At 58.6% G+C, this 14,152-nt stretch carries 7 protein-coding genes; 2 read left to right on the top strand and 5 right to left on the bottom strand.

Annotated features, from left to right (window positions below):
- Nucleotides 1-16: 16 nt before the first annotated feature.
- Complete coding sequence (locus M8Q45_RS17670; RefSeq protein ID WP_249875780.1) at nucleotides 17-2,221, top strand: autotransporter outer membrane beta-barrel domain-containing protein; 2,205 nt, start codon at nucleotides 17-19, stop codon at nucleotides 2,219-2,221.
- Nucleotides 2,222-2,340: 119 nt separating this feature from the next.
- Nucleotides 2,341-3,819, top strand: a complete 1,479-nt coding sequence (locus tag M8Q45_RS17665) for a hypothetical protein (protein ID WP_249875779.1) — start codon at nucleotides 2,341-2,343, stop codon at nucleotides 3,817-3,819.
- Between the two features lie 47 nt (nucleotides 3,820-3,866).
- Here M8Q45_RS17665 and M8Q45_RS17660 read toward each other — a convergent pair whose 3' ends face one another.
- From M8Q45_RS17660 to M8Q45_RS17640, 5 genes are all read right to left on the bottom strand, one after another.
- Nucleotides 3,867-5,042: a fimbrial protein gene (locus tag M8Q45_RS17660; RefSeq protein ID WP_249875778.1), complete on the bottom strand. Its 1,176-nt coding sequence runs from the start codon at nucleotides 5,040-5,042 to the stop codon at nucleotides 3,867-3,869.
- Nucleotides 5,033-7,549 (bottom strand): fimbria/pilus outer membrane usher protein, encoded by a 2,517-nt coding sequence (locus M8Q45_RS17655; RefSeq protein ID WP_249875777.1) that lies wholly within the window; start codon nucleotides 7,547-7,549, stop codon nucleotides 5,033-5,035. Before M8Q45_RS17655 ends, M8Q45_RS17660 begins: the two co-directional genes overlap by 10 nt.
- A 19-nt stretch (nucleotides 7,550-7,568) precedes the next feature.
- On the bottom strand, nucleotides 7,569-8,324 hold the full coding sequence (locus M8Q45_RS17650) for a fimbrial biogenesis chaperone (protein ID WP_249877346.1): 756 nt from the start codon (nucleotides 8,322-8,324) through the stop codon (nucleotides 7,569-7,571).
- Between the two features lie 76 nt (nucleotides 8,325-8,400).
- The gene (locus tag M8Q45_RS17645; RefSeq protein WP_249875776.1) at nucleotides 8,401-8,952 is read right to left on the bottom strand and encodes a fimbrial protein; all 552 of its coding nucleotides are present in this window, start codon (nucleotides 8,950-8,952) and stop codon (nucleotides 8,401-8,403) included.
- Nucleotides 8,953-9,203: 251 nt separating this feature from the next.
- Nucleotides 9,204-14,129: an RHS repeat-associated core domain-containing protein gene (locus M8Q45_RS17640; protein WP_249875775.1), complete on the bottom strand. Its 4,926-nt coding sequence runs from the start codon at nucleotides 14,127-14,129 to the stop codon at nucleotides 9,204-9,206.
- Nucleotides 14,130-14,152 lie beyond the last annotated feature (23 nt).

The raw sequence follows: 14,152 nt of genomic DNA, 5'->3' as shown, positions 1-14,152 counted from the left end.
GTCACAGGGTGCCTGTATGTCCTTGCCTAAGTTGTTCAAGCTGCATCCGCTGTTCCGTGCCTTGAAACTGCTGTCCATTCCTCCCTTGTTGCTGATCGCCGAGATGGGGCACGCGCGGGTTCTGGTTCCCGGGGAAATCCTGTCCATCGATAGCACTACAGCCTCCGATAATTACGTGCTGAACGGCGAGTCGACATTGAATGCCGATGGCGCCGAGACCCGCGACATCACCGTTAATAATTCAACCCTGAACCTCAACGGCACCGATGTGAAGGCAACAAACGCCAATGGCGTTCTGCTGAATGCTGGTCGGGCCAACATCAGCGGCAACAGTACCATCACCAGTGACCGGATAGGCCTGGCGGTCAGTCGCGATTCCACGGCTACCCAGGGTTCCACCGCGACTGTGAGCGACAGCACCATCATCGGCGGGACGACGGGCGTTTCGGTCACCGGTTTGAGCGAGGTAACACTGGTGCGATCAACCGTCTTGGGCACGGGTGCCAATGCTGCCGGCCTGCGACTGTTCGGAGGGACTGCCACGGCTATTGGCAGCACGATTTCCGGGGCGAGGAACGGGATCGAAATTGGCGGGGATAGCCTCGTGAGCGCCCCCGCGAACTTGACCCTGGACGGCACCCATGTCGAAGGTCTCAACGGATCGGCAATCGTTGTCGATACCTTGGGCCTGGGAGCCAGCACCGCCAACATCTCAGTGACCAACGGTTCCACGCTGTCGGCCAGCAATGGCATCCTGATGGATGTTCGCCGTGGTGCAGAGGGTAATTTGAATGTTAGCGGCAGCGCACTGGTCGGCGATATCGTCGCCGACGACAGCAGTACCGCCAATGTGCTGCTGGAGAACGCCGCGACCCTGACCGGAAACCTGAAAAATGTCCAGGACCTGGGCATCAACAGCAGCGCCCGCTGGATCATGGTTGGCGATGGTGAGGTCGAAAACCTGGTCATGAATGGCGGCGCTATCCAGTTCGGCAACCCCGGTGAGTTCTACAAGTTGAACGTGGGCACGTTGTCGGGCGATGGCGGTACGTTCTACATGCACACCGATTTCAAGACCGGCCAAGTCGATACCCTGACTGTAACCGGCGCGGCCACCGGCAATCACACCATCGCGATCGATGCCAGTGGCTCAGAACCTGTAGGCGCCGGCTCCATTGCGGTGGTGAAGATTGGCAGCGGCGATGCAACATTTGCCCTGGCCGGTGGCGAAGTAGACCTGGGGGCTTATTCCTACGATTTGATCAAACAAGGCAACGACGCCTGGTATCTCAATACCCTCACTCGTACGATCAGCCCGGGCACCCGCTCGGTGATCGCGCTGTTCAACGCAGCCCCAACCGTCTGGTATGGCGAACTCAGCACCTTGCGCAGCCGCATGGGTGAAGTGCGCATGAACCCTGGTCAGAGCGGTGGCTGGATTCGCGCCTACGGCAACAAGTTCAATGTCAGCGCAAATTCCGGTGTCGCTTACCAGCAAGTCCAGCAAGGCTTGTCGTTTGGCGCGGATGCGCCGTTGCCGGTGGGCGACGGTCAGTGGTGGGTAGGTGTGTTGGGTGGCTACAGCAAGTCCGACCTTGACTTGAGTCGCGGTACCAGTGCAACGATCAACAGTTACTATTTGGGCGCCTATACCACTTGGCTGGATGAGCGGAGCGGCTATTACTTCGACGGCGTGCTCAAGTTCAACCGCTTCCAGAACGAATCCGACGTGCAACTGAGCGACGGCAAAAAAACCAAGGGAGACTACGACAGCCATGGGGTCGGTGGCTCCCTGGAATTCGGCCGGCATATCAAGTTGGCGGACGACTATTTCGTTGAGCCGTTCACTCAGTTATCGGGTGTGATTATCGAGGGCAAAGACTACAAGCTGGACAATGGTCTCTCTGCCGAAGGCAGTCAGTCCCACTCTCTGTTGGCCAAGGCCGGTGCGACCGTAGGGCGCGATTTCACCTGGGGTGACAAAGTTGTGCAGCCCTACATTCGTGCTGCTTTCGTGCACGAGTTTGCCAACAACAATGACGTGCAGGTCAACAACAACCGGTTCAACAACGACCTTTCGGGTTCCCGTGGTGAATTGGGCATGGGTGTTGCCATGACCGTGACCGACAAGGTTTCGATTCATGCCGATTTCGACTACAGCAATGGCAGCAAAATCGAACAACCGTGGGGTGCCAATGTGGGCGTGCGCTACCTCTGGTAGGTAGTGTCGGCATGCCGAATCTGATTTCGGCATGCTCCCTTGCGGCATTCGACTGTTCATCAGGATTTCCCCCCGGCCTTGGGCTGGGGGTTGATATTCAGCGATGGAGAACATGAACAATGTCATCGACCAAGTCCACCAAGCTCCCTCCCACTATGACCGCCCCCTGGACCGAGCCCGCACCTTTGGCGGATGTTCCTGGCGGCGAGCCAAACCTGCTGCATCGTTCGGCCTGGAGCGACCCGGACAATCCGCTGAAGGTCATGCTCCAGCCCTGGTATGACGGCGACGATCCGCCGGGCGGTCCGTGGACCGAGCGGGTCGATGTTTTTCTGGCCGATGACGAGAGCAATATCATCGGGTCCCGGGAATGGGATCTGCCCATGGATCCGGATGATTATTACGTACCGATCAGTGCCGACCGGTTGCCGTCCGGGACGCATACGCTCAGCTTCATCATGACCAACTTTGTGGACGTACCGGCGCGATCACATCCGTTTACGGTTACCGTGGATAAGAGCCCTCCAATACTCGCTGCCAATAGCGAGTTGATTTTCCCTGCCGAAGTCCTTCCTCCCAACCACATCAGCGCTGCCTACCTTGCCGATCCAGAAAACAACGATCAGGTGCTGGCAACCCTGCCAGACTACAACGAGAAAATGGTTGGGGATGTCATCACCTGGTACTGGGAAACTTCGCCCGGCGGCCTGGCAGTCGTAGACACCAAGACACTCGCAGAAGATGATCTGAGCCTGCCTGTACAGGTTGCCTTCTCTGGTGATTTGCTTCGTAGGGCCAATGGTGAGTTTTACGCAACCTATCGGGTGCGCGACAGGGCCGGCAATGGTGACGATGTCTTGTCCAGCCCGGAAAGGCTTACCGTCAACATTCGCCCACCCACCCCTCGCAGGTTTCCAACCGTCAAGGAGGCGTCGAACAATGGCAGCACTGGCGTGTTGGAACCATTCCAGGGTCAGTCAGGAGTGACCGTAGTGGTGGCGACGGCGGAGATCGATCCGGGAGAACAGGTGACCGTGGATTTTGTCGGTCTTGGCGGCGAGGACGGTGTCGGCTCCGTAACAGGCGTACAACCGATCACCCCGGGTGGGCTGGAGTTTGGCATCCCTGCATCAGTCGTTGCGGCGAACATTCCGGTGAACGGCGATGGTCGCAAGGTCGAGGTTTATTATTGGGCCGGTCAGGACACTCAGCCCTCGGCGGTCTATACACTGAGCATCAACGCTTTCGCAGCAGGTGCACTTGGCCGGCTCGTTTGCCTACAGGCGCAGGTCGGCTCGCCGGCGACGCTGTCCAAAGCTGCCGTCCCGGCACGTGGCGCGGATCTGGAAATAGCGAAATGGATTTATCAGGACCCTGCTCAGCTCATGAAGGTGTGGGCGATTGCTTCCGGTACGCGAACAGATTTTCTGAACGGTGTACCGGTTGAAATCGATGGAAAATTCACGACAGTATTACCCAAAGACTACGTAGACCAGCGGCCCCTCAATTCGACGTTCACCCTATACGCCAGTGTCAGTTTTGATCGGGGCCATAGTTATATTGCCTTCAGGACCCTACCATTGAAAGTCGTCGCATAGTCGATGCACTCAAGGAAGACCCGGCAGGGCTGACCTGCCGGGCAGGTTCATTTATAGGTAATGGTGAACCCCAGGGCGCCATCTGCCGAGCCGGCCATGACAGTGCTGGTGGGACCAGTCTGGTAATAGCGAGCATTGAACTCCAGCAGCATGCCTCCCGTGGCCGGAATAGCGCCTTGAAGCACCTCCGTCTCCAATGCGACTGGCGTCAGTGCATCGCGTCCCAACACTTGAATGCCGATACCTTGCGCGGTGGAACCGCTCCCCAGACTGAACAAGCCCAGCCCTGCGTCAAGGGTCGCGGAGCCTGCCGTAGGATCCAGGCGAATATGCGCATTAGTGACCGTGCCGCCGGGCAGTGGGTCGGAAATGCATGAGTTCAGCGCAATCGTGAAGGGGACCGCATCGGTGGTATGACCTTCGCCGGTAAACTCCGAGTCTGGCCACTCACCGAGATTAACCGGGTCCGCGCTCACAGGGTTGGCTGAAAGCGTGCATTCTGCCTGAGTGACGGAACCGCTCAAGGCCAGGCCGAAGGCGTTGGGGACGCCAGTGTAGGAGCCATTGACCAACTGCCTTCCCGAGTCCAACGATTGCATGCCTCGGCCGATCGGGCCGGTTTTGACCAGGCTGACGGTGCCGCGCAAAACACTGTGTTGCAAGACAAAGGGTGTACTGAAATCGATGTAGCCATCGAATGGCACCGAGCTGTCGGGGCCGGTGAGTTTCCAATAGCCGTTGGTGACACCATCGTACGGTGTACCTAAGGTGATTCGGGCGCCGACCCCCTCGATGTTGGTCTGTAGCAAGGCACCGCTCGTTTCCATACCGTTCCTTCTGGGGATTGGCCCAGGCACGGGTGCCACGGCGGACGAGGCGTTGAACGTCAGCCGAGCGCTGCCGTCGTTCACGCAGAAGACCGAATGCCCACCGCCACCTTGAATGAAGGGTTGGTCGATCGGGCCTATCGGGTCACCTATTTGGGCATCTCTTGGGACATACAGTGCACCCACATTGACCACATAATGTTGAGGCCCCGTACCGACCCCCCAGTAACATGTATTGGCTGCAGCACTGAATGGCATCAATGCGCCGACTGCGAGCGTGAACAAAACGCCTGGAAATAATCTGATCGACATGCTGTGTTCTATCCTGGCAGAAACAACGCGAGGCACCACAAGGTGCTTCGCGTATGAGTAAAGGAAGCGTTGAATCAGCGACAAATCAAGTCCTGAACCCGATAGCCTTGTTCCATGGGCATGCTCTGGACATCGAACTGCAACTGGCACTGCTCGGTTGAGGTGTTGCCCCAGCGCACGTACAAGGTTTGCTGCCCATCGACAGTGCCCAGCAGCACCTGACCGGCCTGGCCGACAATCCCGAGTACTTCGCCGTCGGTATTGCTCACCTGAGCACCGAAGGGCAGGGGAGCGCCTCGGCTGTCACGGGTGGTCAACACCAGCCTCTGTACCGTCCGCGCGGGGAAGCTCGCTTTGACCACCGCGCCACGCCGAGGCACCACCTGGGTCACGCCATTGTCGATCTGCACATTCGGATCGAGCTGGTCGGTATCAAGGATCACCCGGTTGACCCGATAGGGCTGTAGATACGGGATCAAGGCATAGCCGCGGTCATTGGTCCTGGCGCTGGAGGCGTTCAGCAAGCCGACGCCGGCGATGTCCGGAACATGGGCCAGGCCACTGGTTTCACCCAGATAAGGCCCCAACTCGAGCCCGTCGCCATGCAGCAGCAGTGCGCCGCTGGCATTGAGCGAAAGGTTGTTGTAATCGCTGCCTTGAGTGAGGCCCGCGCCAAGGCTGGCAAAAGGTGCCTGATAACCCAGCGACAGTTCAGCGCTTTGCTGATGGCTTTCATTGCTGGACAAGGACGCACGATAGTTGAGCCGGTCTCCCTCGCCTCGGCCCGATAAAGAGGCGCGATGGTTGAACTGACCGCGGTTCTCCCGCACATCGTAGGTGGCGGTCGTCGAACGTCCAAAATCCAGCGGCATTGAGATGTTCAAGCCGAACTGGCGGTCATTGAATGGGTCATCGTTCAGCGACTGCGAGGCGTAGAGGGAGTAGCTCACCCTGTTATAGCGGGTGCTGAAATTGAACTGGAACTGGCGCTGCTGATCATCGGAGCGCCAGAAATCCTCCTGGGATAACGTCAGGCTCAGCGAGCTATGGGTGCCGATGTCCTGGAACACCGAGGCTTCAAGCAGGCTGCGTCGACTTCCGCGATAACGCTGGTCGGCGCTGCGCTCGCGCACCGCTTCGCTAAAGTCGCGATAACCCTCGGTGGAGTAGCGATAGCCGGCAAAGCGCAGGTTGGTACGGGTCTCGAACGTCTTGCCATATTTCACGGCATAGCTCATGCCCTGAACGTTGCGACGGCTGTCATGGGGATCGATATCGGCAGCGGAGCGCGTGACGTCGAACGACAGCGCGCCAATCGATCCAAGATTTTTACCGATGCCAAGCGTGCCGGCCTGATAGAAGTCATTGCCCATCAACCCGCCGTACAGCGTCGAATCCCATCCGACACCGGTCGCCAGGGTCCCTTGCCAAAGCATTGCATCATCCACGGAAAAAGACGGTGCGTTATAGCGACCCAGGCTGGTGCTGTAGCGCCAGACGCCTTCGCGCAGCAGGTTGGTGAGTGTTGCATAGGGTTGAGTGAAGCGCCGCACCTGGCCATCGGCTTCGGTCAGGATGATTTCCAGCTCTCCGCTGCCGCCGGCAGTGGTGAGGTCGTTGATCTCGTAGGGGCCGGCACTGACATAGGTGGAATAGATCGGGTAACCGTTCTGCCGTATCTCGAGCCTGGCACGGGTCTGCGCCACACCTCGAATGATGGGTGCATAGTTTTGCAGCGAGTCGGGCAACATGCTCATGTCCGATGCAATCTGCACGCCTCTGACGGGTACGCTCCTGAAGACATCACCCGGCGTGTAGGTTTCGCCCAGGGTCAACTGCGAACGGGTGCCGGGGAGGTCGCGTTGAAGATAGGTATAGGCGCGCGACCATGTGCGCTCGCCCTGGGCGTCGCTGCGAAAAGAGTTGTTGCTGCGCAAGCGCCAGGCGCCCAGATTCAAGCCGCTGTTCAAGTACAGGTCCTGGCTGCTGTTATGGCCAGTCTGATGGCTGCGACCTTGTTGAGCCGATACTTGATAGTTCACGAAGGCCGAATTGATGCCGTAGTCCCACAATTGCGGATCGACATAACCGGCCACATCGCGACGCATGGCAATCTGCGGGATGGAAATCGACAATGCGAGCCGGCCGCCATCGAACTGAGTCAGCGCACCGGGAATCAGGCGCGGTAGGTCGACGCAAGTATCCAGCGCAGCCTGCGGCTGCGCCAGGCTGTCGAGCTTGACGCCGATGTCGTCGAGCAGTTGCTGCGACAAACAAGGAACCAGCCCATCGCCTCGGGCATTGGCGGTGAACTCTATTTCCCGGTGGTCGAAGAAGCTTCGGTTGACGTCGATACTCACCCGGTAACGCCCTGGCGCCAGGTCCTGGTTACTGGACAGTGTTTTCAAGGCCAGCGCACCGGCATCGCTGGCATGGTTGTCCAGTTGACGCATAAAGGTCGACTGAAACTCCACCGGCGTGGAGGCCCGGGCCGGATCGGTTTTCAGCAATACAACGCTGGCGCCGGTGAATACGGCAAAATGAAACAGGCGCTGCGCGGGAGTCGAACTCCAGTGCGGGAAGAAAGGCATGGTGAGAGTCCGCGCAATGTTAAAAATCAAGGCTGACCGGCGCCGCCATTGGGGTTGTGTAACCGCCGTAGTCGGTGATCACGGAAAAGTTCACCTGCATCCCCGGGCTCGGCTTCATGCCGTCCAGTTCAAACGTCCGGGAGTCCAGAGGGGGGGCCATGGGGGTGTTTTTCAGATTGACCGTTTGCCCGTTTGCGCTGAGTTCAATGCGCACGAAAGACACATGAAAGGGGCTTGGGTTGTTCACCATCAGGCGCGGTTTGCCGTCGACTTTTTGTATCGACCAACGCAGGTCTTGCAGGCTGTTCAAGGGATTGCTTTTAAGTTCGACGGGGCGGTAGAACAACTTGATCCGCGTGCGTAGCGCGATATTCAACTGGTTGGCTTCACTGGCCTCCCGCTGCGGTATTTCCTGAACGTTGAAATAAAACAGTGACTCGCGATCTCTGGGCAGCGTATTGGGCAACCCATTGATCTGCACCTGTTGTTCTTTGCCGGCATTCAAGCGAAACAGCGGCGGCGAGGCGATAAACGGCACGGCGGTGGTTTGATCGTCGGCAGCGGTATTGACCCAGGTCTGCACGGCGAAGGGCTTGTCGCTCGGGTTGGAAACCGTCAACGAAACATTGCGTTTATCGCTGTCGAATACCACTCGGGTGCTGCTCACTGTCAGTGCGCCATAACTGTTGGGGAGCCAAAGGGCCGTGGCCCCGAGCAACAAGCAGGTCAGTACGCCCGCCCTGAAAGGAACAGGGTGTTTAATAAAGCCAAACATAGTGAATCCCTGAATCGAGGAATTGGCCTGGAACAACGGGCGACGAGGCCCGTTGTTTTAATGAGGGAGTGCAGCGTCAGTTGATATCGACACGGAAGTTGACATCCGCGTCGGCAGGGCCAGCACCGACTGTTGCGGCCGTTGCGATATACATCGCGGTGAAGTACATCAGCGTTGGATCGGTATCACTCAGCGGATAGACCGCCGATGCGGTACCGTTCTTGACCAGCGTATTGGTATTGTCCTTGATGGCCACCGCGACGCCCGTGGCTGCACCGGCGACGGGTTTGATCCCATAGTGATCACCGCCACCGCCTTGAACCGAAGTGAAGGTGACGGTTGCGTTAAGTTTGTCCGGGTCCAGCGCGCAGCCACTGCCTGGGGTGATGCGCATTTGGAAGCCACGACCGCCGCCTTGACTGCCAACTCCGGTGAAAACGCCCGCATCCACCGCCCCCAATTGGACCAGATTGCCCACCGCGCCACTTTCAGGGTTGACGATTTCAATCGGGCAGGTCGCACTGCTGATTTTGCCGGAAAAATTGATCGTGCCATCAACGGCGAACGCCGAAGTTGCCGCAAAGCCCAATGCCAGGCCAAGCGGCAGTGCGAATAAAGATGTCTTCATGTAACAAATCCTTTGGTTGATTGAATCCGACGCTTATTGAACGAGACGGTGCCGGAACTACTCACGGTCGATGTGAGTGGGGAGAAGTAGTTGTGTGTCTCGGCGGCGGGAGTTTAGATAAGCGGGCGGGGTGGGGGATATGAGAGAACTCTCATTTTTACAGGAGGTGCTATTTGCAGGTGTGTATCGATACACAGGAAATAAAACGGGCTCCAGTTTCGAGAAATGGAGCCCGTCATTATCTTGGTTTGTTAGCCGAGTGGTATAGTGCCAAGAGCTCGTCGGATTTCGTTCATTTTTACTTCTGGCGTGCTACTGATGGTGTCAGTTGCGGGGGTGGTTCTTGGTTTTAGGTTAACTTCCGTAGTTTTAGTTCTTTGTTGACGTTGAAGATCATTCCAACTCCAATTAGAGGCACGGCCGCTGCTAGTAGAAGGGAGGTTCTCCGGAGTAGACGTTGAAGGTAGTGGACGCGTACGTATTGGCGAGGGAGCCACAGGGGCAACTGGTGTGGAAGGTATTGGCTTTTTCGAACCCAGGCTCGGGTATGTTCCCGTAAGCTGGGTAGAGGCATCTGCAACCTGTCTGGTTGAGCCAGCGGATCCCAGGTTAGAAAGCGCTCCAGTGCCGCTATCAGATACACCCGGCGCTCTGCGATAAGCCGCCTGGAAGTCCGCCATATAGTCCATGCTGGACTTGACCTTTGTATGCCAACTCGCTTGGGCCGCTTTGGCGGCAGCTCTGGCGCCATTTACGAAATAGAGACCCACCATACCAAACGCAACATCCAGACCGCCAGAGAGTAAAGTACTGAACTCGTGCTTCTCACGATCCTTCAATCTAGTCGCGGCAATGGCCATGTAGCCTTCGTAGGCACCGTAGGCGCTGCCGCCGAGGCCAGCCACTGTTACAACGGTACCAAGGGATAGAACCGTCACCGGAGGGATAACGAACGCGGCTACAGCCATTGCTGCACCGATCACCGCGAGCCCGATCCCCAAAATCCCCTTCCAGTTAACCCCCCGATTGGCATGCCCCGTCGGGTCGACAAAGTTGATCGGGTCCCCCGCGCAATACACGTAAGGGTTGATCCCGCCGGCCCCGAACGGGCTGAACGAGTCCGGGCTATGGAAGCGCATCAGCGTCGGGTTGTACGCCCGGTAACCGCGGCCCAGTAGATACCAGCCGCTCAGTTCGTCCCGAACCTCGCCATTGAAGCCGAGCAGGCATTGCAGGTCATCATCCGGGTTGCGTTCGCCATAGGCGCCATAAATCGCTTTGCGCAGTTCATTCTGGCCGCTTTCCGCCAGCACGCTGTTTTTGCCATCGGTCAACAGCAGCAGGGTTTGCTCGGGGTTGTCCTGCTGTTGCTGGCCCAAGGGCTGATCGTTGAGGTACAGGTAGTGAATTTTCGTGTCGCCTTGCTCGGTCCGGCTCAGGCGCTCGTCCTGATAAAAGCGCAAGGTTTCGGTTTGCGTGCCGCGGGTGACGCCCAGCAAGTGGTTATGCGCGTCATAGCGATACTGGCTGACAGTGCTGCCGTCGGCATCGGTAACGCGCAGTAACCGGCCCTGGCTGTCGTAGTGCAGGGTCTGGCCGTGTTCATCGTGCAGCAGGTTGCCATCTTCGTCGTAGTCGAGCACGCAGCTGGGCGGATAGGCGGGGTGGCTGTGGGTGACGCCCACCAATTGACACGGATCGTTCTCGGCGAAAGCGCTGATGGCCTCGTCGCGGCTCTCGTCGGCAAAGAGCGTGTACACCTCGCTGACATTGTCCAGCGCGTCGAAGGCGAACAGTTGCTCGCGGATGGCGTTGCCGTAGCGGTCCTTGGGCAGGTTTGTACCTTCGCAGTTGTACTGCACCATTCGTCCGCGCTGATCGTAGTCGAAGGTTTCCAGCAATTCGGTTTGGCCGTTCAACTGCAGGTGGCGGCTTTGCAACTTGTTATCGGCACGGTAGGTCTGGGTGATGGTCTGATCCGGGTGACCGCTCAAGGTCATGCGACGGGTGCTTTCCCGACCCTGGTCGTCGAAGGTCAGGTGGGTTTGCAGTTCCTGCCCGGTGCTTTCATTGCGGGTGGTAATGCGGCTTACCTGCCCCAGGTTGTCGTAGTCGAAGGTGGCGAGGATCTGGCCCTGAGCAGCACTCTTGACCCGGGCCTTTTCGTCATAGGTATAGGTGCAGAGCAAACCGTTGGTATCCAGGCGGGTCAGCGATCGCCCGTTCAAGGTGTGGGTGTAGGCGGTCTCCCACTGTTTGCCCGAGCGCTGTTCCTTCCAGCGTTCATGGCGTAATTGCCCGCTGGAGTTGTAGTCGAACGTATGCTCGCCCTGGGTGTTTTGCGACAGGGTCAGTTGCGCACTTTGATCGTCGTAGTTGAAGCTCGATTGCTCGTCCGGCGCGATGCTGCCCACCGGAGAACCCACCAATCCAGGCTTGTATTCGTAAGTGATGGATTGGTTGCTGGCGGTGATCATCGTGCTCACCTGAAGCTGACCACCTTGGTACTGGAACTGCTGAGTACGCGGGCCAACCGTCAAGGTGGACCTGCGATCAAGGCCATCAAAGGTCTGGATGCCGACGCTGGCGGTGGTCCCGTTGGCGCTGACGTCCAGGCCGACAGGCAATTCCTCGCCGCTGTGGGAGGCATAGGTGCGGCGGATTTCGGTGTAGTCGGGCAGGGTTGTGGTCTGTACCCGGGAGAACAGGTCGTACACAAAGCGTGTGGATTGGCCCATTTCGTCGATTTGTTCAACGCAATTACCCAGGCCGTCATACAGGTATTGACGCTCGCTGACGAGCTTGCCTTCTGCGTCCAGGGCCTCGATCTTGTCTTCCTTGCCGAATAGATTGAGTGTGGTTCTGCTTCTGGCGCTGAATGTCACCGGTGCCACGGTGCTTTCGGTCCAGGTGCGCAGGGTTTGCGTGGCCGGATTGTTTTCGGTGACCTGCGCCACGCCATCAGGCCCGACGACCTTGTATTGCTCCCCCCAAGCGTCGTATTCAAAGGTGCTGGTCAGGGCGATGTCCTGGTTTCCTTCCCAGTCAATAGCGGTCTCGCTGGTCAATTGCCCAAGATTGTTGTAGGTCGCACGGTAGGTCTCGCGAAACGCCTGTGGGTCGCCGCCCAATGCATCGACGTCCTGGCGCTGTTCTTTCAACACCCGGTTCAACCCGTCCAGCCAGGTGAGGGTCTCGACGCCCTTGACGTCTTTGCTGCGTTGCATTGCCTGTTGACCGGCGGTTCCGTTAGTGAGCGCATAGGTATAGGTGCGACTGGCCACGTAGTCGGTGCCCGGCGCCACGGTTTCTTCGGTCACCCGGCCCAGGCGGTCGTATTGGTAGAGGATTTCAGCGTCGTTATCATCGTGACTGAGCAATTTGGCGCCATTGAGCAACGAGTGTTCCTCGGTGGTGACTTTGCGTACCTGTTTGTCTGGTCTGTCGTCGTAACCGATCAAGGTACTCACGGTACGCATGGCCATCACACCGGCACGGGCATTACGGGTGATGCTGTAGGCGAACTCGGTGGTGGTCAGGGTATCGGCCTGGCCATGCAGGGTCTGCTGCATCTGGCTGATGAGCCCATGCTGCCCCGGGTCTTCAGGGGCGCTGATGTACTCATGGACAATGCGCCGTAACTCGGTTTGCGCACGGCCATCGACCACCTGCGCCAGGGTCTCGTCGCTCAAGGCCAGCCACGGCCCGCTGCCCGTGAGCCCTGGATATTCGGCATAGCGATAGTCGGTTTGCAGGGTCGGCGCATTCCCGTAATCGGAGCCGGCCGGGGTCACGGTTTTGCTCTTGAGGTTGCGCACGAACCCTTGCGGATCGGCCGGGCAGCCGTCCTCGCCCTCAGCCTTGTACCAAGCGCTGGTTTCGGTCACGCCGTTGGCGTTGACCTGGGTCAGCAGGTTGCCGAAATCGTCATAGCTGGTGCTCACCACTTCGGTGTGCCGGGGCTCGGTGGCGCTGGCGTTGCGCCAGGTCTGGGTCACGGTTTTCGGCAGTTGGCAATACGCCGGCTGATCCTTGAAATCCAGCTGCGGATCGATGTAGTACTCGGTCTCGGTCACCCACAGGGTGTCGGCGTTTCCGGGCGCGGCTTTTTGGCTCACCTCTTCCAGCACCATCAGATGAAAGCGGTTGAAGACTCGCCGGGTACTGCGCACCGCCTGGTTGCCGGTGGCATCCCAGAGGCGCTCGGTGGTTTCGTATTGATAGTCGCCACGCACCTTATACAGGTTGTCCAGACCATCGTTGCTCCAGGTGATGTCGCTGCCAAAGCCCAGGAAGTTGTGGTCGTCGCGGCCGTACTCATAGCGGGTTTCGATCACCGGCTGGCCGAAACCCGGATCGCGTTGGTGCGAGGCGACCCGAGGCAGCTTACGGTTGGTCAGGCCTGGAAAGGAATGCGGCGCGCCCGAATAACCGATGGTTTCATGGCCGCCGGTCGGGCTGTAAACGTGCTGGAGGCAAGTCAGGTCGTTCAAGGGCGTGTAGGCGAAGCGCCAGGACGCGCTGTCGTCGGTCGGCAAGACCAGGCTGCTGGTTTTACCGTCGATAATATTGAGCGTGAACAGGGCTTCGAAGGCACTGCCCGGGTGCAGCCTGAGCTGCAGGGTGTTGGTGGTGCGCACCAGGCTGAGCAACGGCGTGCCGTCGGCATTGCGGATGCTGCTGAGCAGCGGGTCGGTGCCGAAGGCCGTGTACTGGAGCGTGACGCTGTGGCCCTGAGGCGAGAGCATTTCTACCGGCATGGCCAGCCCGCCTTGTCCGACCTGGAGAATCTCTACCAGCCCGGACTTGTGTTCGACGCGATAGCGCTGGCTATCCAGTTCATGGAAATGAAAGGAGTCGAGTTTCTTCTCCGGGATGACCGTCTCGGCGCCGCCGGTATTGACCTTGAAGGTTTCGCCGGTATACAGCGACAACACCCGGCTGGTCGGGTCGAACTGCGAGAGTTGCAAGTTCCAGCCTTTGCCGAAACCGCTGTCGCCGCTATTGAGCGGGTTGAAATTCAGTTGCAGCGGCACGACCGGGCCGCACAGGTTATTGGCCTTGAGTTCGGGCAAGGAAATCGCGCAGGTGTATTGCCCGGTGCGCGGGTCGACCTGGCCTTGGATGAAATTCATGAAGTTGAAGGCGTTAGAGGACACGGAAGTGGCAATGGCCATGGAAAAAGCCTCGTTGCAAATGG

This window comes from Pseudomonas sp. T1.Ur (assembly GCF_023516725.1).
GTDB lineage: Bacteria > Pseudomonadota > Gammaproteobacteria > Pseudomonadales > Pseudomonadaceae > Aquipseudomonas > Aquipseudomonas alvandae.
The sequence above is the reverse complement of the archived record's forward strand: the minus strand, read 5'-3'. Positions and strand labels throughout refer to the sequence as shown.

Excerpts from the sequence above, each read along its gene's own strand:
- M8Q45_RS17665 (WP_249875779.1), top strand. The coding sequence starts at position 2,341 with ATGTCATCGACCAAGTCCACCAAGCTCCCTCCCACTATGACCGCCCCC.
- M8Q45_RS17650 (WP_249877346.1), bottom strand. The coding sequence starts at position 8,324 with ATGTTTGGCTTTATTAAACACCCTGTTCCTTTCAGGGCGGGCGTACTG.
- M8Q45_RS17655 (WP_249875777.1), bottom strand. The coding sequence starts at position 7,549 with ATGCCTTTCTTCCCGCACTGGAGTTCGACTCCCGCGCAGCGCCTGTTT.
- M8Q45_RS17645 (WP_249875776.1), bottom strand. The coding sequence starts at position 8,952 with ATGAAGACATCTTTATTCGCACTGCCGCTTGGCCTGGCATTGGGCTTT.
- M8Q45_RS17640 (WP_249875775.1), bottom strand. The coding sequence starts at position 14,129 with ATGGCCATTGCCACTTCCGTGTCCTCTAACGCCTTCAACTTCATGAAT.
- M8Q45_RS17670 (WP_249875780.1), top strand. The coding sequence starts at position 17 with ATGTCCTTGCCTAAGTTGTTCAAGCTGCATCCGCTGTTCCGTGCCTTG.